Below are 22387 nucleotides of genomic sequence, written 5' to 3' on the forward strand. Positions count from 1 at the left end.
TCTTCAACTTCATGGGGGTAGAGAAAATTAATCGGATGATTTTTATACGTGCTATGTTGATATTTAAATGGCAGCGTCTTTTTTACCAAGTAGCCAACTTCTATTCCTCTATTGGAGTTACCTGTTTGAATAATCGGGTGGTATCGCCCTTCGAGGTAAATATCGTTGAAGTATTCAAGAGATTCAATTCCTCCAATCTCTGTCAGCATATAAATATCGGCATCAATTTCAGTGATTGTTTTGGCCATCCATTTGATTTTATCAAGGGATTTATAAATTCCTGGATTAGGGGCATACTCACTTTTTACAATAAAGAAGTTTTCTAGATTAATCGTGCAAAATTTAATTTTAACAGCACTCACTAAGAACAGGCCTTTCCTACAATAAACGTTTCATATTTTTTTGTTTTGTTATTCCACAGGGCCTTGCAATTAGAAAAGCGATAAAGATCTTTGTGCACGTGTTTATCGAAATAATCCTGGAGTTTTTTAGGACAGCTTATAAACTCTGAAAAATTTTGAGTTGATGGATTTTTTATCAAAGAATACTCATTCTTTTCATTAATTCTCATACCAAAGTAATGACCTTTTTCTTCGAGGAGAAAAACCAAGTCGTTTCCATCTTTGTAAAGAGGGGTTTCATCTCTTGGAATGATATACTCTTTAACCTTATCCCCATTTTCCATATAAATTTTATGAAAAAGAGTGTGGTCACCCTTTTTAAAGGGTGATTTTATAAAAGTTTCTGCCGTTCTGATTTCTTGACCTTCTTTATTATGTACTTCACATGGAGAGTTCCACGAAATGTAATCTTCTTTTGAAGAATTTTTATCATTCCAAATTTTTAGAGGAAAACCTATGGTCTTTGCCAAAGAGTTCATGGCCATTACAGTTGGGCGTGTTTTAAAAAGATCTTCCCACGCCTTTCTCTTTTTTCCAAGCTCAGCTGTGCACTCTGAATTTGAAGGGCAACCCTCATTGAGATGGTCAAGCATATGGGGTTTAAAGTTCTTTTCCCAATCAATATCGTCCTGACCCATTATGGGCAGGGATAAATGAAAAAGGCAAATTGTAAGTAGTATTAGTTTATTCATGAGGTTCACTCCTAGAACGCTCTTTTATTTTAATGATTTTTTAAAATGAGGTCAAAAAAAAAGACCCTCTGGGGGGAGAGGGTCTTTCTTACTTGGGGGGATTTATATATTAGCGAGTTGCTCCGCTATTATATCTTTTGTCGATTTCATTGAAGCGATCTTTTAGTCTTGTACTTGGCATATAACTGCTATTGTCTACGCCAGACTCTCTGCCAGATTCATCTTCGTCAAAAGAAACTTCTTTGTATCCGTAGCTACAGTATGAGTAGTTCACGCCTAGTTTCTTTCCGTTTTTACAATTTCTATCTTCATTGAAGACTTCTTCTTGGCCACGAGAGTCAGCTCTTTCGTTACCCATCATGAAGTTTCCAAAAAGTTCATTCAGTTCATGCTCTTTTTCATCTAGAAGAAGTCTTTGCTCGTTACCTAGCTCATCTTTGAAAGTTGATACTGTAACGATGTCATCTAGTTTATCTTCTTTGTATGAGTTTTTAATACACTCAATAGAATTGAATTTTAAAACGTGTGGTTTTCTAAATTCTTTTCTTTGGTCATAATCATCTTCATCATACTTAAATGGTGTTTTCTTATTGCCCATTTTGTACCAAATATCTTCGATAATAGTACCTTGTGCACTTAGCTTATCTGCTTCGTTACCCTTGTTGGCCTTCGCTTCAATAACAACTTGACCAGCTCTTTGATAACCGTTTTTCTTACAGAAATCATTTGCATCAGTAAGTCTAACAATTTTACTGTGACGATAACCTTTATCCTCTGATGCCCAAAGGTGTTCTACTTTTACGGCAAAAAGAGGGAGTCCATAATTATTGAGTTCTTTTGTGCCAAAGACTTTTGCTTGTCTTCCAGCAAGAACTTCTTTTTCGTGTGCATCTTTTTTACGGGCCTCTTCGCTTTCTTTATCGAAGGCCTGTGTTTTGCTTTGAAAACCTTTATAGGCAGATGACTTTTCTGCTTCTGGGTTGTCGGCCAAACAAGAGTTAAGAGCATCTTTTTCAACAACAGTTAAATCATGAAAAGTTTTTCTTCCTCTGTCTTTGTAGGCCTCAATAACGTAGTCGCATTCCCCAGCAAAAGATGGAAGAGAAAAACTAATTGCCATTAGCGGTAATAAAATTTTTCTTTTCATAGTAATCTCCCGATTTCCAAGTTTGTGCTTTTTATTAAGCAAGCTTGGTGCCAAGAATGGCAAGGAAGTGATTACTGTAATATTAGAGAGTTATAAGAGAGGGCGTGTCTAGTTTTTAGACACCTACTTACTTTTTTACCATGATCGTTGCAAGTAAAAGCCCTACAAATTGAATGATTGTTGTTGTGGCACCTGTTGGTAGGTTGAATTTATTGGCCACGACAAGGCCAATAATGCCCGAAATAAGGCAAAATAAAGTCGAGACGATGAAGACTTGTTTAACACTTTTAGCGACCTTAAACGCAAAAACACCCGGTATGATGAGAAGGGTGTTTATGAGCACTGTTCCCGCAAGTTTTACAGAGCTTACAATGATTAAAGAGACTAAGAGAAAGAAGGCATAGTGGAGAAGTTTTGTATTTAGGCCACTGACTTTTGCGCCTTCGCTATCAAAGGTAAAGTAAATCCACTTTTTGAAAAAGGGGACAATGGCAAGTCCTGTAATGGTCATGAGAATGGACAGGATAATCACATCGGCGCTTTCTAGCAGAAGGATATTACCAAAGAGGTAATTCATAAGATTGTTGCCGTTATTAGTAAGTGATTGAAGGATAATCCCCAGGGCCATGGTTGTGGTGAAAAAGATTCCAATCATACTGTCGGCCGGCACATCTTCTTTGTAAGTTGTGTGGGCCAAAAAACAATTCAAAAGCAGTGTTATTGAAATAAGAGATAAAAAAACGCCAATTGGTCCTTGTGGATTAAAAAGTCCAAAAGTAATCGTAAGACTTAAAAGAGTGGAATGCGAAATGGCCGAACCCATAAAGGCGTAGCGTTTAGCAACAAGAAGAGGAGATAAGAGTCCTGTGGCCAACGATAAGAGAATAGAGCCAATGAGGGCCCTCATTAAAAAATCAAATTGTAAAAAATCAGCTAGCGCCAAATCAAACATCTTTTTTCTCTTTCTTAATAAAATCAACTTTACAGTTCAGTTCCCCAATTGTGCCTTCTTCATGGGGGTGAATCGTACATTGGTGATGCGGCGTTTGAGGGCCAGCTCCCAACTGCTCATGAATAATGAGGTGTTCCATTTCACAGTGATAAATGGATTCAATATGCTCTTTTCTTACGAGTTCTTTTTTATTGTGCCAGTGACCAGTTCTATTGAGACAAAGAATCTTGTCTGAGAAACGAAGCGTTTGGTTGATATTGTGATCAACGATAATTACGCTGGCACTGTGTTCTTCTTTAATCTCTGTAATAAGCTTTAAAAGCTGGTCTTGGCCATTGCTATCTAGGCCATTTGTAGGCTCATCGAGAACAAGTATTTTTGGTCTTTCTAAATGGGCCTTGGCCAGCTGGATACGCTGCTTTTGACCTCCAGAGAGTTCTCTCACAAGAGAGTTGTAGTACTTTTCCATAGACACAAACTCAAGGGCGCCTCTTCTTTGCCTATCATCAAAATCACCTGCAAGGCTCAAATACTCTGAGACTGTTAGGGGAAGCGTGTTATTCAGTTTAGTGGTCTGAGGAACGTAAGACATTTTTGTACTATAGCGCTTGATCTCTCCCTCTGTAGGAGTGAGAAGACCTGTAATAATTTTTAAAAGAGTCGACTTCCCACCACCATTGGGACCTATGATTCCTAGCATTTCTTTTTCATGAACAGAAAAAGAAACATTCTTTAAGATTGTCTCATCTGGATGATAGTGGAAGCTGATATTTGTGGCCTCAATGAGTTTAGTTGTCACTGAAGATTTCCTTTAAAAGGCTCTTTAAGGTTTGTCCTGGGGTTTCATAAAGCTCCCCAGTAGTGTTTAAATTTACTTTTTTATCGTCACTTTTTACATAAGATAAAACAGTGGGCGGAATTTTTATTTGGTTTTCAACAATCCACAAACTTTTGCGACTCTTGGTCTTAAGGGCAATTTCTTTTAGAGTTTGCGCTGAGACTTCATGGGAGTGGTGTGAAGTTCTCGCGGCCACGATTTCAAGGCCTAGCTCACTGGCCAGTGGATAGAGGGCATCGTGGGTTACAACGAGAAGTCGCTTTTGAGCTTTTGAGAGTTCTTCAATTTTTAAATCGGAACAATTTTTATTTTCAATGGGAATTTGCCAAGATTGAAGTTTATTTCGAATGGAATCAATGGCCTCACATAGACCTTTTTTATAGAGCCAAAAATGGGCGAGAGGCCCATCACTTTGGCCATTCATCTTTGGCAGGCCCAGCTCTAAGCTATCTTCAGTTTTTCTACTTACAAGAGCTCTTTCTATCCAAGGCACAAGGGCACGATTTGGCGTAATAAGATGCTTTGCTTTAACAAGAGTCTTTAACTCCTTAGCGCTGATTTCGTAATGATGGGGGTCAGTTTCTTTTGGCAGTTCTAAAACTTCCAATGAAACTTTGGGTGCAAGATAGTGCACGATATTGCAAATCTGAGTGTGGTAACATGTTATCTGGGATTCTTTTGCCAAAGTGAATGCTGGCACAAGAAGCGCTAGTATAAATAAAGTTCTCATAGTATTCCTTTAATTTATTCTAACGCATTATCTCTATTCTTTGCTATCCGTCAATTTTGACACTACTTACAATAAATATGGTGACCCCAACGATAGCCTTGGAAGAAATATCCTGTACCTGTGGCCCTATTATCATCAGCGTCATCGGCAGAGTCAATAATCGAGTAGGTACGTACAGAGTTTGGATCAAAGCCTGAATCCTCTCCAATAAAACCACCGTTATTTGGTTGAGGTGAGAAGTCTCCAAAAGTCGCCCCATTTCTTGTTTTCCCACCAGAGTCATCATCAGATGTCACACCCTTGTCACAGTAGGCCTCTCCAAGAGCGCGGATTTTTGTGTACACTTCTTGAGACAGTTTTGGTTCACCCGTTTCCATAATGAAGTCAGTGTCTACAAGACCACCACCTGGAGCATCTTCACCAGTTCCATCACCTGAAATAAAGCGGTTAAAGTAAACCATTAGATCTGTTCCACTTGGGATTTTACAAGTCATTTTTCCATTGTCATCAGTTGTGGCATGGTTTGAACAACAGCCACTAGAACTTGTTGTTTCTTCACCCAATTCAATACAGCACATGAAGTCTTTATTTGAGAAAATCGCCTGCTGATTAATTCCAGAATCATCAACAACTCTATTTAGAGGATTGATTGTGTCATTTGTTGCAGCACCGTTACTTGTGACAAGTTGTCCGTAAATTTGTGACATAGAATTTGGATTACTTGAAGTTGCGTTGTAATCAAATGAGTTTGCTTCAAAATTTGCTCTATCATCCCATGCAAAAAGACCAGGTACAAGATTTTGAGGATCATCGTTACAGTAAACCGGCTCGTAAACCATTTGCGGAATACCAGCTAGTTCAAAGCGTGAAAGTTTCGTTGCATAATAGAGATCGTTACCTGGATCAAATGGTGTATTGGCCGGTGTTTTTGTTCCCGCACTTTCAGAAACTAATCTTCTGTATGGCTTAAATTCAACAATTAGACCTGCATATTGATAGGATTCAGGAATATCTCCCAGACCCTCAAGAGTGCCTGTATCACCAGCGTTTGCGTGAAGAACAAGGTAACCACTTTTATTTTCAAGGCACCATTCTTTTTCAGCAAGGTGATCTTTCGCTCTTGTAACAATAGTACATGAAGGGATATTTTCGTTAAATGTGATCTCAGCGATTTCATTATTATTAGAGTTATAATATTTCGCTCTAACTGATGTTATGGCCGCTCTATCAGCGATATAATTTGGTAAGTAAACGCTTAGATCGTAATCAAATTCACTGTCTTCAAAGTAATTGAAAATCTTATCTGGAGCAGAGCCTGTTCTATATGGAGTAGGCATGTACAGAACATCAGAAGAAAGATTATCAAATTGTGTCTCAGGGCTTGTGTCCAAAGTCGCTAGTGCCGTTGCGGCATTGGCGACAACAGTAGGTGGACTCAATTCAAAACCAGCGGCCTTGCGAAGAGGTGTTTGAACACAGGCACCATTTTCAGATGGATACAGACAAATTTTTCCATAGTCTTTTTGGTAGTTCAATGTGCTGGCACCTGGTAGTGGTTCCTTATACAATGTATTGTTGTAGTTTAGACATTGTAGTGATTCGACATTGATATTTAGTGCACGTTTTTTATTCCAATTATTTGTTCCATCGGCAAATTTACGAACCCATCCGCCACCGCAACAAGTTCTTTTTGCAGTATCATTAAAAGTCTTCCACTGAAAAGCATTTGGAACTTGATTCTGTGCCACTCTTGGCGCTGTTGCTATAGGTGTTGAACTTACTGGCGCAGCATTTGTTGGCGAGGCCACAGTATAGCGAGAATAGCGTCCATTGGCGGCCGTATTGTTATAAGGAAAGCTTGTTACATTTAGAATTTGATTATTTTCATTTCCATCTAAATGAGTTCCCTCTGTGTACATTGTGATTGTTTTACCAACTTCACGGCAACAACGATTTTGTGTTAGATCCCACGAATTTGCTTCAGTTGAACCAAAGATTGGTTTTGGTTTTCCTTGACTACAAACGAGATCTTCACTCCAAAAGCGATACTCTGCTTCAGTATTTCCAAAGTCTGATTGCGCTAAAAATAGAGCAGAGTTCTTATGTACTTTATTTGGTGAACAGTCTAGGTCTGTATGACAAACTGAACCGGCCCTTCTAAAACATGCATCCTTAGCAAATTTAACAGTTGTAAGCTCAGCTAATACTGGAAGCGCCCTGGCCTCAATATCATCAAAAGATGAAAGTCCATTTGGTCTTACGGACTCTACACCACACATATTTTGTGAGTGTCTGTTGAGAATATCAGTTGCTGTTTGAGTCTTCACATAATTGCCATCATCATCAAAGGCAGGACAAGTCTGCACGCGCGCAATAGGGTCTAAATTAGAGCTATTACATGAGGCGATCTGATTGATATAATCCGTTCTCTTAAGCAGGTCATTGCTTCTGTGTTGATCAGCTGGATCGAGGGCCAAGGCCTTACCTGGACGACAGAGTCCAAAATCTTGCGCTCCTGCACTTGCTGTATTTTTTCCAAAGAAGAGGGCAGCATTGTAAGTGATATTTGTAATGACTTTACTGTCAAGAATTCCATCACCAGTTCCACCAACATAACTACTTGGGCGACCTAGTACATCGGCCTCTTGTCCATAAAGAATATTTGAAAGTGAACTTGGTGCTCTGATCACTTCTTTATTAAAGTTGTTATCATTTAGTCCAGCACAGTAGAAGTTTGGTGCACAAGTGAAAAGCTTTTGTGTATTAGCATTTGTTAGGTCTGATGTTGGCGTCAGCTTACAAACTGAACCAGCACCTCTATAGACACATCTTTTCTTATTCGTCGTTTGAAAGCCGTCAAAGATAATGCTAGCAAACGTTGCATCTGCAGATTCATCGTTTAACTTTTCATCCGCACTTGTTGAAAACTTAGGCAAATAAGTTTTATAACTTCCAACATCGGCACACGTGTATTCCCAACCAAGTTGAGTCACGCAATCGGCATCAACATTACATTGGTGGAAACGCTGACAAGTGGCCCCTTGGTTTTGATTAAGATCGTTAAGTGCAAGGGCAGGGTCGTAGTCTTTTGTTGATGCTTGACCATCGCCAAGATCCTCTCTTACAGATATTGAAATTGACGATTGTTCAGCAAGGTCTGCGAATGGAGCATTGATGGCAACAAAGAGTTTTTTTGAAGATGATCTCACTCTTCTTGAAAGTGAGCCAATAGAGAACCACTTCACACCATCAAAAGAGCCAATGACAGCACCTTTATTAAAACCATACCAGTCTCTTTGGTAGCCATTTACATACATCGCGGCCTGGGACATAAGTCTGTTAAGGCGTTGTGTTTGAAGACTTGTTTCTTTTTTATGTGTAAAAGGAATCATTGTCGGAGGAACCCAACAAGCTCTCCCAAACACATTGTCTTCATAGTTAGCATTGCTATTGTTGTACCCAAATCTTGTTCTGTCTGTTGTAATAGGATCACCGTTTATTCCATTTCCATAGCTTGAAGATGGGTGTGACATGAACACTTGAAACCATTTGTCCTTATCACACTGTGGACACGGCGTGTATGTACCTTTGTTAACAGTAATAAGGTAATTTTTATTCAATTCAACTTCGATCATTTTTGCAGGTAGTGCCTTATCTAGAGATACACTCATCTGTCCTAAGATTGCGTTCATACTAAATGACGTTGGCACTGGTCCCGATTTTCCAACTTCATCGAAGTATAGGAATTCTTCACCTTCTTGCTTAAGGTTTGGTAGACTACCTCTTACTCCTGTTAAGTCATCATAGTTCGTTCCGTTTTCTGCGAAAAAGCGGTGAGGAGTATGACGTGAAGAAATTGCGACATCGAGTTCTTGAAAAATAGGGGGATTCGCATCGTCTGCTGGTGGAATATCACAAACAACATCAATAGTGGCACCACTTGAAGATGTGACTAGTTTTAATCCGTAGTCTGGACAACGAGGGTCGAGTGGATCATTTGTAATAGGATCAAGAGCACATCCACATTCTTTCCAAACACTTGTTCTGATGGCCTCAAAGCTTGTAAGATCACCACTAGGAACACAGGCAGCGTAACTTGGAGTATCTAGCTTTGCACCTGCAAGACAATTGTATTTTTCAATATAGGTTTGTAGTCTTGTGGCCGCATCATCGTTTGGATCACTCGTATCGTCGCCATCACCTGTATCTGGCGCACCTTCACCACAAACGTTGTATACGCTCGGCCATTTAATATAATTTCTGCGATCAAGATTTACATCGCGAATGGCCTGAAGAAGATCATCGGGGTTTGGATTGCTCTTTAAGGCCCCATCTGTTACGCATTGACCGTCGATACAACAATCAAAGCCTTGGGCCATACATGAGCTTTTAGAACATAGTGAGCTGCCGCCTGAATCACTTGAGTTATTTCCAAAATCAACTCTAAGGGTAAGGCTACTAAGATCAAGTTCTCCATTTGGAACGATAGAGCTTAAGGAAAGTCCATTGCTTGATTTATAAAGAGAGATGACCACAGAAGACTGTTTCCCACGACAAGTTGGGCATAAGCTCTCAAGTGAGTAGCTACCATTTGTCGTTGTTACACTGGCCCCATCCTTTGCTTCATAGTGGGGAATAAGACCGCTACAGGCCGCTTGATTATCATTTAGAGAATGAAGATCTATTCTAAAATAGTTTTCTTTTAGGCCTGTTTTAAGATCAAGTGATGTTAATGGAATTGCTCTTACACGATAAATCGGTGCAATAGCAGTGCTTGCTGTGTTGTAGTTGATCGCCAAACAGTAGCTGTTGTTGATATTGCTATTTAAAGAAAGGTAGTTGTTAACAGATTTTCCTCTAACGTATAGCGCGCTAGATGAGCTTTGATTGATCGTAACTTCGCCGACTACTTCACTTGTTGTGTACCAGTAGATTTGATTTTCAAGATCAACTGAGCCAGCATCTGAAGAGCTATCCGTACTTCCGCTTGAACTCTTTTTACGAGAAGCAGAAGGTGAACTCGGGACGCAAGCACCCAAGGCCAAAGTGAAAAGTAAAAGTGTAATAATATTAATTAAATTCTTCATCCTTAAAAAACCTAAATTCATCCTGATCTCTTTATCGTCTTAGAAATTCAGTGAGTTTAGATGTTTCTATTTTATCGTTCTTCTCAGGTATTTTGTGCCGAGATATGGATGAAAAGTCGTAAGAACTTGAAAACAAAGAGAAAAGTTTGTTAAAAAACATTAAGAATCAAGTTATCTTAGGTAAATGGCGAAAAAAAATGACAAAGATTTAGGGCAATTACCAGCTAAATGAGCTGGTACTGCTAGTTGTTGTCGATCCACCGCTAATTGATTGCAGGGCCATTGACGACTGCTGGAAGTAGATCGGGTTGTTGAAATAGAAGTTTGTCTGAGCTGGGTTATCTAGGAAGTATTGAGAGACTCCATAACCATACCACTGATGGGCACCTTGCATATTGTGCAAATATTGTTTTTGAGCAATTAGAGAATTGGCCTGCATATTTGCGATATTGCTATTGGCCCTTGTTTGAAAGTATGTAGGAAGAAGTCCAAGGGAGCTTTTCATACCAGAGACAAACATAGTCGCAGCAATTGATCTTTTTGGTGTCTTAATCATTCTATTAGTTGATTCATCATAAACATAGTGATTCTTCTTAACGTCTTCTAGCTTCTGTTCTGTTTTCTTGCGATTGTGCTCTTCTTGTCTCACTCTTTGATATCTTTTCGCATAAGTATCGCAGTAACGGCTGATATGGATATCTTCAGCGCTCATGTTAGAGTTGGACTTACTTGAAGTCTGACCTTCTTCTTCATTGAGATCGTCATTCTCGCTTGGAATAGAGCTGTTATACTTTTTACTACACATATCTGTAATTGTTGATAGTGCTTCTAGACTTGCAAGTTCACTCTCATAGACTCCTGGGTATCTGTTATCGATGGCCCTAATAAAATCTTCTCCCACTTTTACAAAACTAGAGAGGTCTCTTGAATTGTCTAAGTTTCGCCCACAGTCTGAAGCATTTACGAGAATCATTTTATTTTCTTGTTCTTTATTACATCGACCATTTTTTAAGTCTGCAATCATATATTGCTTCATTGTCTCTAACTGATGGTAGTCAGGATTATCAAAAAGTTTAAGGGCATTGGCGCGGGCGTTTTGAATTTCAGTAAATTCTTTATTGGCCAGATCAACCGCTGCTTTTAAATCAGTGCCGTTAATCTCTTTCATACAGGCCGCGATATCCTCAGTTGTGCTAGGGCAGTACTGGGCCATGAAATTTTTCGGAGCGAAATTGTAGAGTTTTGGATTTCTTTCAACAATTTCAGAAAAATCTTTAAGGGACTTCACCTTCGCAAGGATATTTTGTCTCTTATTTAAAATGGTCATTTCATTTTTTTCAATTTGTTCAGGATTGGCGCGTGCCGTGATTTCTTTTTCTAACAGAAAGCTCTTCACATTATTAAGTGATGCTCTTGCTGATTGAGTAATTGACGCTTTTTCTTGAGCACAGGCCTTTAGAGGATCACTACTTTGATCGAACATTGAGTTCGAAAAGCAATTTGCATAATCATTTTTAAATGATTCGATATCTGTTTTTGCAAACTCTTCTTTGAATTTTAAATAATCAGTATGAGTCGTCTCATTGTCTGGTTTCACATTAATTAGTCTATAGATGTTTTTTAACATCATATCTTCAGCATCATCGAGAATTCTATAGTCCTGTGCATAGTTCTCGGCCGTAAAAACTTCTCTGGCGATATTCTTATAAGATTGAAGAATCTGTTCGCGAATTTGATTTTGTTCAACTGGTGTATGGTTTGAGATTAGGGCCATCTTTGCTTGATTAAAGCCGTTAATCATATTTTTTTGGTCATTACCAGTAAACTGTTCACCGAAATTTTGAAAGATATTTTTGTTTGAATCTTGCTGGATTACAGAGCATGCCATAGGCGAGTTGAACACATTGATTTCTTTTTGGCATTCTTGACCAAGTTCATTCAATGGTTTCATAAGCTGAGTCATTTCCATTTGTCCCACAGGTCCGGCCTGTGTGTTGTACATGAAACTCTCTTTATTGAATTGATCGTAGAGTAGAGCAAGTTTTTTTGCCGTCTTTTTGGCCTTGGCGACATTTTGAATATCGTTTAGTGTTTGCCCATCGATAGTTCCAAAATCCTTATCAAAGGCACGGGCCTTGAAGCTATCATATTCCATTTTAAGATCGAGGAGACCTTTTAGGATAACGTATTTTGCAGAGAGTTCGTCGTATTGATTTTGAAGCTCACCATAATTAGCGAGTTTATTGCCATTAGCATCTGTGAATTCTATAGGAAGTTGTTCTTGCTTTTTTGCAATAGAGCGCAAAGCTTCTTTCATCTGATTACAAGTATTGTGTCTTGCGCCAGCTGCAAGAGCATCGGTGCATATCATTGCTAAAACGAAAGTTGTTGTGAATGTAGCTAAGTTTCTTTTAGTTCTCATCATGGTCCATTATTAACGACTTTCATTCTTTTCGATAGGCCATGGACTAAACTTGAGTAAAAAAGTTTATATTCGCTTTGAATTCAATGAGTTGACAAAAAAAAGGCCATGAAATCCATGGCCCTAACTATGCCTGTAAATTGTGGCTAACCGTGACCTGAGGTCATAAAGGCCTCAGAGTGGTCAATAGATTTTGATGTACGGTGGTCTAGGCCCATAAAGTAATCTTCAGTAAATTTCATTGTGTCGCCAAGATCAGGAGTTTGAAAAATTTGTCCTCTAAAATTCGCAACACCAGGAAAGCCCTGTGCCATCCATACGATATGTTTTCTCATTTGCACAAGAAGGGTTCTTTCTCTATCTGTATATTGTGAGAGGTAATCATATAAACGTGTGATCACTTCAAAATAATCTTTTGGTCCAAAATTAATTGTGTCATCAGCAGTTAAATAACTTTCTAAGAAAATAAAAGGATTTCTCAATGGTCCTCTTCCTAACATGAGTGCCTGACAATTTGTCTGGCCCATACGATCCCTAACTTCGTGGGCCTCATGAAGATCGCCGTTGCCAATAATAGGAAGCTCGGCCTCACAAGCAACACTCTCTAGGATATTCCAATTGGCGTGTCCTTTATACTGTTGTGTTCTTGTTCTCCCGTGAATGGCAACAAACTCAAGGCCTTCTTCTTTGGCAATATGAACAACTTCTTTGGCATTGATATTTTCTTCATCCCATCCTGTTCTTATTTTTACAGTTAGTGGAATGCTTAAATCTTTTTTCATCGTGCTAAAAAAGTTCGCTAGCTTTTGCGTTTCTTTCAAAAGGGCCGAGCCACCACCTTTTGTGACGACTTTTCTTACGGGACAGCCCATATTGATATCTATGAATTTTGGATTTCTTTCTTGGGCCACAAGTGCAGCACGGGCCATGGCCTCAGGGTCTTCGCCAAAAAGTTGAATTCCAATATGCTCTTCTCTTGGATCTATAGTGAGCATTTGGTGTGTTTTTTCATTTTGGTAATTGATGCCGTGGCATGAAATCAATTCACTCACTGTACCACCAGCACCGAGCTCTTCCATCAATAGACGAAACGGAGCAATACTTATGGCAGACATTGGTGCAAGGAGTAATGGCGAATTGAATTCGACGCTCCCTAGCATTATCTTTTTTTGACGCTCTTTGAGAGTATCAATTTTTTGTTGTAAATCACTGGAAAATGGAGTTCTTAACGCTTTTGTCATGGCCCAATTGTTTACCAGAGGTTAAGATTGGCGTCAATTGCCAAGACCCAACAGATGGAAAAATGACGATGAATTTGGAAAACCCAAGAGGATTTATTGTATTTGACTGCGATGGAACCCTGATCTCTAGTGAAAAGGCCACTTTTCGCGCCCTCTCCGTACTTTTAACGGAATATTTGCAAAGAGAGGTCACGGCCAAGGAAGTCGAGCAAAAATATGTCGCTGATTTAGTGAAACTTGCTGCAAATTTTGGTATTGAAGTACAAGAGCAAACTGAGCAGGCCCGTCAATTTATTTTGAGATGGCAGCAAGTTTGCGCCGAGTTGAATTTGCGCTACGAGCTTTTTGATGGCATTAAAGAGCTGTTACAAGATCTTATTAAAGAAGGTCTACTTCTTTATGTGTGGACAGGTCGCGATCGTAAAACAACCCTTGAGATTTTGAATGAACTAGGTGTTGCAAAAGATTTTCTCGATTTTCGCTGTATGGACGATACCATTTCCAAGCCTCATCCTCAGGGACTATATGAGATGCTTGGAAGAGAGTGTGACGCCGATAAAGTTGTGATGATAGGTGATAGCTATACCGATATCCAAGGCGCTATGAATTTTGGCTGTCTTTCGATTGGAGCTTGTTGGAGTACTTATGCAAATGTGGAAGTACTAAAAGAAATGGGTGCAGACCATCTTGTGTCTGAGCCAAAAGATTGTTTAAAAATTATTTTAGATCATATTGAAAAATAAAGGTGAATTGAGATGTTTGATACGTTGAGTGAAAAGTTTTCTGATGCATTTAAAAATATTCAAGGCAAAGGGAAAATTTCTGAAACTAATATTGAAGAAACTCTTAAACAAGTGCGAACAGCACTTCTAGAGGCCGATGTTAACTTTAAAGTCGTAAAGGAATTTATAGCCAAAGTTAAAGAAGAGGCCTTGGGTGAAAAAGTAATTAAGGGTGTAAATCCTGGCGAGCAGTTCATTAAAATCGTTCACGATGAACTTGCTTCAGTTATGGGTGTTGAAAACGAAGAATTAAATCTCGACAGAAAAGATATCGTTCCAGTTCTTGTGGTAGGTCTTAACGGTCAAGGTAAGACGACTTTCTCAGGAAAGCTTGCTCTTCACCTTCGCAATAAGAAGAAGAAAAATGTTCTTCTCGTTCCGGCCGATACTTTCAGACCGGCAGCTAAAGATCAACTCATCACACACGCAAAGAATCTTGGTGTTGATTGGTTTGACAGTGATCTTTCAATGCATCCAAAGGATATTGCTATTAAAGCGATGGCCTTTGCAAAAGAAAATGATAAAGATGTTGTTATTATCGATACGGCCGGTCGTCTTCATGTCGATGACGAACTTATGGGACAAATTAAAGAAGTAAGAGAATCTCTTTCTTCAATGAATCCAGAAGTTCTTATGGTGGCCGATGCCATGACTGGACAAGAAGCTGTAAACGTTGCAAAAAGTTTTCACGATGCCATTACCTTAACAGGTGTTGTTCTGTCGAAAATGGACTCCGATGCAAGAGGTGGTGCGGCACTTTCAATTCGCTACGTAACAGGTGTACCAATCAAGTATATCTCTACAGGCGAGAAGATGAAGGATCTAGAGCTTTTTCACCCAGATCGTCTGGCGAAAAGAATTCTTGATATGGGAGATGTTCTCTCTTTAGTTGAAAAAGCAGAAGATGCCATTGATCAAAAAGAAGCTGAAAGCATGATGAAAAACCTTGAAAAAGGTAAGTTCACTGTTGAAGATTTCATGAAGCAAATGGATATGATGAAAAATCTTGGTTCAATGTCGAGTATTTTAAAAATGATCCCTGGTATGGGTGGAATGCTTCGTCAAATTGGAGATCTGTCTCCAGCAGAAACTGAAATGACTCGTATGAGAGTTATTATCAATTCTATGACAAAGCAAGAAAGACAGGACTATAAGCTTATTAAAGAATCTCGTATTGAAAGAATTGCAAAAGGTTCTGGAAACACAGTTGCTCAGGTAAAGGACTTCCTTGCAAAGTTCCGTCAAATGGAAAAAATGATGGGCGGAATGATGCAAATGTTTAAAGGTGGTGGAATGCCTGGTATGGGTGGTTTCCCAGGAATGCCAGGTGGCGGTATGCCTGGTGGCGGTATGCCTGGTGGTATGCCAGATTTTGATAATCCTTTTGGCGGTGGCAAAAAGAAGAAAGGTAAAGGAAAAGGCCCTTGGGGTGGCGGATATTTTAAAAAATAAAAAAAAGAGGCCAAGGCCTCTTTTTTTATATGCTCTTTTCGCAGTTAAATTCGATATTCATAAAATGAACAGTTTCGCCCTTGTAAGGATAGTCCCAACCATCGCATACAGCACTACCACTTTCGAGATCTTTTTCACATGAAAGCCATGTATCTTCGTGTTCGTTTCTTAGTTCTACTTTAGTTACAATACCAAAAAGAGATTTCTCTCTAATCGTATAGCTGTAGTCTTCAGTTATATTGGTTGCGCCAATATGAGGCGAGCATTCAAATACAGATACTTTTGCCATTGAGGCCATACTTGTCACTAAGAGACATATTACTAATAACTTTTTCATTGACCTACTCCTGATGTCTTTTGCCTTTTTTAATTGAAATCCGAATGATTCAAAAGAGACAGGGGCATAATTACAGTGGCCGTTTATTTTTTAGACAGATATTTGTTTATAGTTTCACACTTTTAAGGTCGTCCCAAAAATTTAGAATTAATTAAGGCATCATTTTTAACCGTCATGTTTAAATTAATTAGGAGCACAATCTTAATTTCTAAGGATCTTCAGTATGAATGTTTTTACCCATCCTTACAGACTTCTTCTCATTGATGATGACGAGTCCATCTTCAATCTTATAAAGCGCTATGTTGATCTTCGCTATGAAGGTCTTTTTGTCATTGATTACTGCCAAACATTAGATGAGGCAAAAAAATATTTAGAAGACGAAGAGAAGAATTTCCACGTGGCCTTTGTCGATATCCACCTTGATGGTGGAAAAAAACCATGGAGTGTTGTTGAAGAAATGCTCTCAACGAATCGAGGGATACAGATCGTGGCGCTCTCAGGGGACGAAACACTTATTACCACTCTTGAGTGTTATACCAACGGCTTTCGCTATTTTATAAATAAGCCAGTTGATCGTAAAAAAGTATACGATATTCTCGATCGATGTGCTGACCATCTCAATTATTGGCATGAACTTGTGAAGACAAGGTTGTAGGAGAGGATTATGACGGTAAGCGCGGCATTACGTATTTTAATTGTCGATGATTGTATTGATACGAGAAATTTTATCAAACAAATTCTTTTAAAAAAAGGATTCAAAAATATTGTCAGTGCCACTAATGGTGATGAGGCCTTACAAATTCTTAATGAAAGTTATAAAGCTTTTACTCCCATCGGACTGATCCTCGCAGATCGTGAAATGCCAGTGTTAGACGGAATGCAATTTCTATCAAAAGTAAGACTTGATCCTCGTTATAACGAAGTTCCTTTTATCATGGTTACGGCCGATAATGAAAAAGATCATGTCGTCGAGGCCCTTAGTGTCGGGGTGACCAATTATATCGTTAAGCCTATTCGTGGGGATGTTCTTCTCAATAAAATGGTAGAGACTTTAGAGCGAAAAGTGTCTTAAAATTATTTTCGACTTGCTCACAAAGCTCAAGAAGTCCTTTTTCTCCAATACCACTAAGTTCACAATAACGTTGATAGACTTCTTCAATACTATAGTCATTCTCATCAGTTTCAAAAAAGAGACGATCTCTTTTTATGGCCATTAAGGCCTTAACAACTTTTGTATTGTCTCTCATCATATTTTTGCCAAGGCTTATGTAGCAGCCATGTTTCATGGCCGCTTGAATCTCTTGTGAATTACCGTTGAAATCGTGAAGAACCCAGGGGCCTTCAATTTTTCGCGAGGTCTTTTCACTGAGAATTTCACTCAGGGCGCGCACACAGTGAATAAGAATTGGTTTTTTAATTTTTTGGGAGAGTTCGATTTGTTTATGAAAGGCCAGTTCTTGCTGAGAAAGGTTTTCTTTTTTTATGTAATCAAGACCTGTCTCTCCTAAAAAGTAGACATTTTCATTTTCAAGAAGAGTTGCCAATTCATGCCAATTTGGAGCTTGCTGATCCCACTGTGCATCCCATGGATGAAGTCCAATTGAGATTGCATCTACGATCATATCGTTTTGTATGGCCTTCAGACCCTCAAAATGCCCCTTTTTACCCCATCGGATGTTGCGGATGCTTAATATGCCACTTCTTGGGGCCTTGTGGGTGTGGATGTCAATAAAGGGCATGGAATACCTTATTATGATTGTCTATTAACGTCTGTTGTTTATATAGATTATATCTATATTGCCATACTTAAAATTGATTTCATTTATGTTATGATCTTTCCCATAATAATACCAACTGGAGGGTTTTATGAAAAATATTACAGAAAAAATGAACTTAATTTTAGCGGACTTACACATTCTTGGGACGAAGGCCCAAAACTACCACTGGAATATCAAAGGGGAAAGATTCTTTGAAATCCATGCAAAGACAGAGGGCTACTATGACCATCTTCAAGAAGTGTACGATGCTTTAGCTGAGAGAATTTTACAATTGGGTGGTAGACCACTTGTGACGTTAAAACAAATTCTTGAAGTCGGTCGTATCTCAGAAGATGCAAGCACTGACTTTAATGCAAAGTATGTTGTTGAAAATATCCTTAAGGACTTTGACTTTCTTAGAACAGAATTCAAGGCCCTTAGCCAAATGAGCGAAGGGGATACAACAACTGTGGCCTTTGCTGATGAGCAAGTTGCGTTTCTCGATAAAGAGACGTGGATGCTTCGTTCATTTCTTGGACAGGGCCTATAAAAAGTATCTAGCGCAAACAGTTCTTTTTTAGAATTTGCTATAGTCTCTCTAATTCATAACCATGTTTTAGAGAGGCATTTATGTTAAAAAAATTCTTGGCCACAGGCCTTATTCTTTTTACCCTTACACAATCAGCACAGGCATTTGTATCTAATGATGATTGCCGCTCACTCTTTAACGACGCTTACCAAGAGCTTAGTGAACTGACTTCTGAATTTAACAACAAATATATGGATAAAGAAGATTTCGCCATGAGAGTGGGACTTCTTAGTACTCAGGTTACGGGTAATAAGTATCTTTGTAAGATGCTTGCAGATGCTGAGTCTGTGAAATGTTCTGAACTTTATGAATCACGCTATAAGAGATTAAGAGATGAAATCAGATTAGGTGCAATCCTTTCAGGCAACCAAAAAGAGGTTTCAGTGCACGCAATCAATAGAATTACTCGTGATTTTACGAATTCAATTAACAAATTACGTTGTGGGGACCTGTAAAAGGCCCCTAAATATGAGAAAAAACCTCAGAATTATTGAAATATAGGTTGATTTCTTCGGTAAAAGTATATATTTTACTGTTTCGTTAATTGTTATTACTGATGTAGGAGTAGCTAAATGCTTACAATTAGAATGCAGCGTGGTGGTAGAACACACAAGCCAATTTATACAATCGTTTCAACTGACTCTAGAAATGCAAGAGACGGTCGTTTTATTGAAAGACTTGGACAATATAATCCACACCTAGCTGAAAACAACCTTATTGATATTAAGGCTGACAGAATTAAAGACCTTCTTGCTAATGGTGCAACTATTTCTGATTCAGTTAAGTCTCTTCTCAAAAGAAACAAAATTGCTCTTTAGTTAAAAAAAAGGTACCGTTTTTACAAAAACATATATAGAATAGTTTTTGTTGAATTGTATTTATAAACTAAAGTTTAATTCTTGTTACATTGGGAATAGGTTATGAGTGAACTGAAAGATTTGATTAATTACGTTAGTAAAGCTCTAGTTGATATGCCAGATCATGTTGAAGTCAATGAGATCGTTGGTGAGCAGACAACTGTAATTGAGCTTAAAGTTGATAAGTCTGATCTTGGTAAAGTTATTGGTAAGCAAGGGCGTACAGCTCGTGCTTTAAGAACTATTCTCAATGCCGCTTCAACTAAATTGAAGAAGCGTTCTGTTTTAGAAATTATCGAATAAATCATTCATTTTTTTCTAAAGATAACATTAAAAAAAAGAGGTCCGCTTGTTTTAGGCCTCTTTTTTTTTGTTCTCTGGTGTAGATTATTCCTAATAGAATCACTTGCTAAAGGGGAGCAATGTCTACCGAACCAATTCACGTACTTTTAGTTGATGATGAGCAAGATCTTCTTGATATATGCGGCGATTCGTTTGAGATGGAAGGCTTTAAGGTTTCACCCGTTTTAAGTGGGGAGAAGGCCTTAGATCTTTTGGCCAAAAACGATTTCGATGTCGTCATATCAGATTTTATGATGCCAGAAATGTCTGGCCTTGAATTTTTGTCACAAGCACAGAAGTTGTGTGCCCATAAAAAATTTCCTGTTTTTATCTTCTCTACCGGAGCAGTTGACGTCAATGAAAGTGACGTTAAACTTAAAGGTGCTAGTGCCATCATTATCAAGCCTTTTGATATTGATGAGCTTATAAACCTTGTAAAAGAAGAATTAAAAAAAGCTCAGTAATTCATGAATGACAAAGATTATTTTTCCTTAGGGCATTTGACGACAGAAAGTTGTCATCCTTTGACTCGCAATTTGTCTTTTGATTGTGAGAGCAATCTTGCGAAGGCCATTTCCGATTTTTATGAAGTGGATAAGCTTGCTCTCGCTTCTCTTCAAAAGAATATACACAAATTGGACCCACTTATTTTCGCCATTGAAAGATCACTAAGTAGTGGTGGTCGATTAATTGTTTGTGGTTGTGGCGCCACAGGACGTCTATCATTGGCATTGGAAAGTTTTTTCAAAGAGAAGTTTGGTGCCAAACTCCTTTCTTTTATGGCCGGAGGGGATAGTGCTCTTATTAAGTCCATTGAAAAATTTGAAGACTATCCTGAATATGGTAAAGATCAACTTCATCTTTTTAATCCCTCGGCCGCTGATCTTATAGTAGGGATAACAGAAGGGGGAGAAACGCCTTTTGTTATTGGTGCAGTTGAAGAGGCCTCAAAAATTTGTCGAGAAAAACCATTTTTTATCTACTGTAATCCTGATGAAGAACTTCTTCCTGTGGAGCGCTCACGTGGTGTGATTGAGAACTCGGCCATTGAAAAGATCAATCTTACTTGTGGCCCCATGGCATTGGCCGGTAGTACGCGATTACAAGCAACAACTGTACAGCTTCTTTTTATGTGTCTTGCTCTAGAGCGGGCCTTTAATGAAAAGATCAATGTTGTACAACTCTTTAAAGACTTTGTAGCGCTTCATCAAAAAAGTGAATTTTTAAAACTCATTCCCTTTATTGAGTGGGAGAGTGGTCTTTATAAAAAAAATGAAAGAGTGAATTATTTTGTCTCAGGACTTAATGCTCTTTCTGTTTTAACTGATACCACTGAGCGTGCACCTACTTTTGGATTATCGCCCTTTGATAGTGTTTCAAGTGCCAAAAGGGATTCGTTTGTATATTGCTTTATGGAAAATGCAATTAGTGCATTTGATGGTTGGATAAAAATGCTGGGCAGAAGACCGCGCACACTAAATTGGCGCGGGCATGGTGGGCAAACACAGTTTTTATATCTCATGGATATGGATATTAGTTCTCACAATCCAAGGGCCAAAGAGGTAGAGCACAGTGTCCACTTACATCACAGCGATGATAAATTAATTTTGAACTTTGATAATATGAGCATCGAATTTACTTCTTCTTTTCAATACACTTGGATGGAACAAGTTTTTTTAAAGTTGATTCTTAATATGCATTCAACTCTAGTCATGGGACGCATGGGGCGCTATGTGGAAAATCTAATGGTATGGGTGCGCCCTTCCAATGGAAAGCTTATTAATAGGGCCTGTCGATATGCGGATATTTTACTTAGAGAAAAGGGCATTGTGCTTGAGTACGACATTATCGAAAGAAAATGCCTAGAGCTCTATCAGTCAATGCCCCACAATCATTCTATAGTGCTTGAAATTGTAAAGGCCTTAAGTTAAGGCCTTACTTATTTTCTTTGTCTTCTATTTTTTCTTTATCAGAGTCTTTCGCGCCTTCGTTTAGACCTTTCTTAAAATTATTGATGGCCTCACCCATAGACTTACCAAGTTGAGGTAGTTTTTTTCCACCAAAGATCAATAGAACAACGGCAAGAATAATTAGCGCCTCTCCCATTCCTAGACCAAACATAATATCTCCTTAGTATATTTTAGAGAGGTCCATCGAATATTTACCTGGAGCGTATTCGAAAAATCTCTTCTCTTTTAATTCTTTATATTTTTTCCCATTATTAGACGAACTGGCAAATGGATAAATTGCAATTCCACCTCTTGGAGTAAATTCACCGATGACTTCAAGATATTTTGGATTCATAAGGGCCGTTAGATCGTCGCAAATTTTTTGGATACAATCTTCGTGGAAATCTCCGTGATTTCTAAAGCTGAATAAATAGAGCTTTAGAGATTTTGATTCCACCATTTTTTTATCAGCAATATAATTAATGTATACGCGAGCAAAGTCTGGTTGAGCAGTCTTAGGGCATAGAGAAGTAAACTCTGTGCATACAAAAGTTGTCCATGCGTCTTTTCCTGGGTTTTTATTGTCGAAGGCCTCAAGCATTTCTGGAGCATAAGTCGTAGGGTAAACAGTTTCGTTTTGACCCAGCGCAAAGTCAGCAAGTTCTTTAACGTCGCGACCTTTCTTAGTTTGTCTCGTATTTGTCTTCTTTTTTACGGCCATTTTTCTAGTCCTTATGTCTGGTATTTGCTATATGTTAGTATTATATGTCTTTTATGCAAAACATAGCTTAACTCAATGAATAATTAAAGCT

22 protein-coding genes and 1 pseudogene are annotated in these 22387 nt (G+C 38.5%); 10 read left to right on the forward strand and 13 right to left on the reverse strand.

Annotation, left to right across the window (positions count from 1 at the left end):
- From M899_RS11265 to M899_RS11305, 9 genes and pseudogenes are all read right to left on the reverse strand, one after another.
- Nucleotides 1-362, reverse strand: a pseudogene (locus tag M899_RS11265) (hypothetical protein); the annotation flags it as partial.
- Nucleotides 362-1093 (reverse strand): hypothetical protein, encoded by a 732-nt coding sequence (locus M899_RS11270; RefSeq protein ID WP_034729024.1) that lies wholly within the window; start codon nt 1091-1093, stop codon nt 362-364. The pseudogene M899_RS11265 and the gene M899_RS11270, both read right to left, overlap by 1 nt.
- Before the next feature lie 109 nt (nt 1094-1202).
- Nucleotides 1203-2240, reverse strand: a complete 1038-nt coding sequence (locus tag M899_RS11275) for a hypothetical protein (RefSeq protein WP_021271690.1) — start codon at nt 2238-2240, stop codon at nt 1203-1205.
- A gap of 127 nt (nt 2241-2367) precedes the next feature.
- Nucleotides 2368-3192, reverse strand: a complete 825-nt coding sequence (locus M899_RS11280; RefSeq protein ID WP_021271583.1) for a metal ABC transporter permease — start codon at nt 3190-3192, stop codon at nt 2368-2370.
- Nucleotides 3185-3991, reverse strand: coding sequence for a metal ABC transporter ATP-binding protein (locus M899_RS11285; RefSeq protein ID WP_021271609.1), 807 nt, complete (start codon nt 3989-3991; stop codon nt 3185-3187). Before M899_RS11285 ends, M899_RS11280 begins: the two co-directional genes overlap by 8 nt.
- Complete coding sequence (locus M899_RS11290) at nt 3981-4760, reverse strand: metal ABC transporter solute-binding protein, Zn/Mn family (RefSeq protein WP_021271650.1); 780 nt, start codon at nt 4758-4760, stop codon at nt 3981-3983. Before M899_RS11290 ends, M899_RS11285 begins: the two co-directional genes overlap by 11 nt.
- Before the next feature lie 62 nt (nt 4761-4822).
- The gene (locus M899_RS11295; protein ID WP_155897193.1) at nt 4823-9847 is read right to left on the reverse strand and encodes a hypothetical protein; all 5025 of its coding nucleotides are present in this window, start codon (nt 9845-9847) and stop codon (nt 4823-4825) included.
- Nucleotides 9848-10064: 217 nt separating this feature from the next.
- Nucleotides 10065-12272 carry a hypothetical protein gene (locus M899_RS11300; protein ID WP_155897194.1) on the reverse strand — a complete coding sequence of 736 codons (2208 nt, stop codon included), beginning with the start codon at nt 12270-12272 and terminating at the stop codon, nt 10065-10067.
- 143 nt (nt 12273-12415) lie between these two features.
- Complete coding sequence (locus tag M899_RS11305; protein WP_021271594.1) at nt 12416-13510, reverse strand: tRNA dihydrouridine synthase; 1095 nt, start codon at nt 13508-13510, stop codon at nt 12416-12418.
- On the opposite strand from M899_RS11305, the gene M899_RS17800 reads away from it, so the two are divergent.
- Together M899_RS17800 and ffh are read left to right on the forward strand one after the other, a co-directional pair.
- Nucleotides 13486-14253, forward strand: a complete 768-nt coding sequence (locus tag M899_RS17800) for an HAD family hydrolase (RefSeq protein WP_081653810.1) — start codon at nt 13486-13488, stop codon at nt 14251-14253. The two genes, M899_RS11305 and M899_RS17800, sit on opposite strands and share 25 nt — an antisense overlap.
- A 12-nt stretch (nt 14254-14265) precedes the next feature.
- Nucleotides 14266-15744: a signal recognition particle protein gene (gene ffh, locus M899_RS11315; protein WP_021271703.1), complete on the forward strand. Its 1479-nt coding sequence runs from the start codon at nt 14266-14268 to the stop codon at nt 15742-15744.
- 25 nt (nt 15745-15769) lie between these two features.
- On the opposite strand, the gene M899_RS11320 is transcribed toward ffh, so the two are convergent.
- Nucleotides 15770-16081, reverse strand: coding sequence for a hypothetical protein (locus M899_RS11320; RefSeq protein WP_021271688.1), 312 nt, complete (start codon nt 16079-16081; stop codon nt 15770-15772).
- 223 nt (nt 16082-16304) lie between these two features.
- Here M899_RS11320 and M899_RS11325 point away from each other — a divergent pair, with 223 nt between their 5' ends.
- Together M899_RS11325 and M899_RS11330 are read left to right on the forward strand one after the other, a co-directional pair.
- Nucleotides 16305-16736, forward strand: a complete 432-nt coding sequence (locus M899_RS11325) for a response regulator (protein ID WP_021271676.1) — start codon at nt 16305-16307, stop codon at nt 16734-16736.
- A 9-nt stretch (nt 16737-16745) separates the two neighbouring features.
- On the forward strand, nt 16746-17153 hold the full coding sequence (locus M899_RS11330) for a response regulator (RefSeq protein ID WP_021271642.1): 408 nt from the start codon (nt 16746-16748) through the stop codon (nt 17151-17153).
- Here M899_RS11330 and M899_RS11335 read toward each other — a convergent pair.
- Entirely contained in the window at nt 17113-17703 is a 591-nt protein-coding gene (locus M899_RS11335; protein WP_021271638.1) for a TatD family hydrolase, read from the reverse strand. The genes M899_RS11330 and M899_RS11335 overlap by 41 nt on opposite strands.
- Before the next feature lie 244 nt (nt 17704-17947).
- Between M899_RS11335 and M899_RS11340 the strand changes: the two genes are divergently transcribed.
- The 6 genes from M899_RS11340 (at nt 17948) to M899_RS11365 (ending at nt 21557) form a co-directional block, all read left to right on the forward strand.
- On the forward strand, nt 17948-18388 hold the full coding sequence (locus M899_RS11340; protein ID WP_021271678.1) for a Dps family protein: 441 nt from the start codon (nt 17948-17950) through the stop codon (nt 18386-18388).
- An 80-nt stretch (nt 18389-18468) separates the two neighbouring features.
- Nucleotides 18469-18882 (forward strand): hypothetical protein, encoded by a 414-nt coding sequence (locus tag M899_RS11345; protein WP_021271686.1) that lies wholly within the window; start codon nt 18469-18471, stop codon nt 18880-18882.
- A 117-nt stretch (nt 18883-18999) separates the two neighbouring features.
- On the forward strand, nt 19000-19245 hold the full coding sequence (gene rpsP / locus M899_RS11350; RefSeq protein ID WP_021271663.1) for a 30S ribosomal protein S16: 246 nt from the start codon (nt 19000-19002) through the stop codon (nt 19243-19245).
- Between the two features lie 102 nt (nt 19246-19347).
- A complete protein-coding gene (locus M899_RS11355; protein ID WP_021271691.1) occupies nt 19348-19587 on the forward strand; it encodes a KH domain-containing protein in 240 nt (79 codons plus the stop codon).
- 119 nt (nt 19588-19706) lie between these two features.
- A complete protein-coding gene (locus tag M899_RS11360) occupies nt 19707-20090 on the forward strand; it encodes a response regulator (protein ID WP_021271624.1) in 384 nt (127 codons plus the stop codon).
- A gap of 3 nt (nt 20091-20093) precedes the next feature.
- On the forward strand, nt 20094-21557 hold the full coding sequence (locus M899_RS11365) for a hypothetical protein (RefSeq protein ID WP_021271634.1): 1464 nt from the start codon (nt 20094-20096) through the stop codon (nt 21555-21557).
- A gap of 4 nt (nt 21558-21561) precedes the next feature.
- Here the strand turns inward: M899_RS11365 and tatA are convergent, their stop codons facing one another.
- Nucleotides 21562-21747, reverse strand: a complete 186-nt coding sequence (gene tatA / locus M899_RS11370; protein WP_021271672.1) for a twin-arginine translocase TatA/TatE family subunit — start codon at nt 21745-21747, stop codon at nt 21562-21564.
- A 9-nt stretch (nt 21748-21756) separates the two neighbouring features.
- Nucleotides 21757-22296, reverse strand: coding sequence for a preQ(1) synthase (gene queF / locus M899_RS11375; RefSeq protein ID WP_021271706.1), 540 nt, complete (start codon nt 22294-22296; stop codon nt 21757-21759).
- Between the last annotated feature and the right edge of the window lie 91 nt (nt 22297-22387).

Source organism: Bacteriovorax sp. BSW11_IV (assembly GCF_000447755.1).
In the GTDB taxonomy this organism is placed as follows: Bacteria; Bdellovibrionota; Bacteriovoracia; order Bacteriovoracales; family Bacteriovoracaceae; genus BSW11-IV.

What these genes read in the sequence shown, in the direction of transcription:
- M899_RS11325 (WP_021271676.1), top strand. Translation starts at nt 16,305, where the DNA reads ATGAATGTTTTTACCCATCCTTACAGACTTCTTCTCATTGATGATGAC.
- M899_RS11295 (WP_155897193.1), bottom strand. Translation starts at nt 9,847, where the DNA reads ATGAAGAATTTAATTAATATTATTACACTTTTACTTTTCACTTTGGCC.
- M899_RS11330 (WP_021271642.1), top strand. Translation starts at nt 16,746, where the DNA reads ATGACGGTAAGCGCGGCATTACGTATTTTAATTGTCGATGATTGTATT.
- M899_RS11365 (WP_021271634.1), top strand. Translation starts at nt 20,094, where the DNA reads ATGAATGACAAAGATTATTTTTCCTTAGGGCATTTGACGACAGAAAGT.
- M899_RS11280 (WP_021271583.1), bottom strand. Translation starts at nt 3,192, where the DNA reads ATGTTTGATTTGGCGCTAGCTGATTTTTTACAATTTGATTTTTTAATG.
- M899_RS11360 (WP_021271624.1), top strand. Translation starts at nt 19,707, where the DNA reads ATGTCTACCGAACCAATTCACGTACTTTTAGTTGATGATGAGCAAGAT.
- M899_RS11355 (WP_021271691.1), top strand. Translation starts at nt 19,348, where the DNA reads ATGAGTGAACTGAAAGATTTGATTAATTACGTTAGTAAAGCTCTAGTT.
- M899_RS11290 (WP_021271650.1), bottom strand. Translation starts at nt 4,760, where the DNA reads ATGAGAACTTTATTTATACTAGCGCTTCTTGTGCCAGCATTCACTTTG.
- M899_RS11320 (WP_021271688.1), bottom strand. Translation starts at nt 16,081, where the DNA reads ATGAAAAAGTTATTAGTAATATGTCTCTTAGTGACAAGTATGGCCTCA.
- M899_RS11340 (WP_021271678.1), top strand. Translation starts at nt 17,948, where the DNA reads ATGAAAAATATTACAGAAAAAATGAACTTAATTTTAGCGGACTTACAC.
- queF (WP_021271706.1), bottom strand. Translation starts at nt 22,296, where the DNA reads ATGGCCGTAAAAAAGAAGACAAATACGAGACAAACTAAGAAAGGTCGC.
- M899_RS11345 (WP_021271686.1), top strand. Translation starts at nt 18,469, where the DNA reads ATGTTAAAAAAATTCTTGGCCACAGGCCTTATTCTTTTTACCCTTACA.
- M899_RS11270 (WP_034729024.1), bottom strand. Translation starts at nt 1,093, where the DNA reads ATGAATAAACTAATACTACTTACAATTTGCCTTTTTCATTTATCCCTG.
- M899_RS11335 (WP_021271638.1), bottom strand. Translation starts at nt 17,703, where the DNA reads ATGATCGTAGATGCAATCTCAATTGGACTTCATCCATGGGATGCACAG.
- ffh (WP_021271703.1), top strand. Translation starts at nt 14,266, where the DNA reads ATGTTTGATACGTTGAGTGAAAAGTTTTCTGATGCATTTAAAAATATT.
- M899_RS17800 (WP_081653810.1), top strand. Translation starts at nt 13,486, where the DNA reads ATGGAGTTCTTAACGCTTTTGTCATGGCCCAATTGTTTACCAGAGGTT.
- rpsP (WP_021271663.1), top strand. Translation starts at nt 19,000, where the DNA reads ATGCTTACAATTAGAATGCAGCGTGGTGGTAGAACACACAAGCCAATT.
- tatA (WP_021271672.1), bottom strand. Translation starts at nt 21,747, where the DNA reads ATGTTTGGTCTAGGAATGGGAGAGGCGCTAATTATTCTTGCCGTTGTT.
- M899_RS11275 (WP_021271690.1), bottom strand. Translation starts at nt 2,240, where the DNA reads ATGAAAAGAAAAATTTTATTACCGCTAATGGCAATTAGTTTTTCTCTT.
- M899_RS11300 (WP_155897194.1), bottom strand. Translation starts at nt 12,272, where the DNA reads ATGATGAGAACTAAAAGAAACTTAGCTACATTCACAACAACTTTCGTT.
- M899_RS11305 (WP_021271594.1), bottom strand. Translation starts at nt 13,510, where the DNA reads ATGACAAAAGCGTTAAGAACTCCATTTTCCAGTGATTTACAACAAAAA.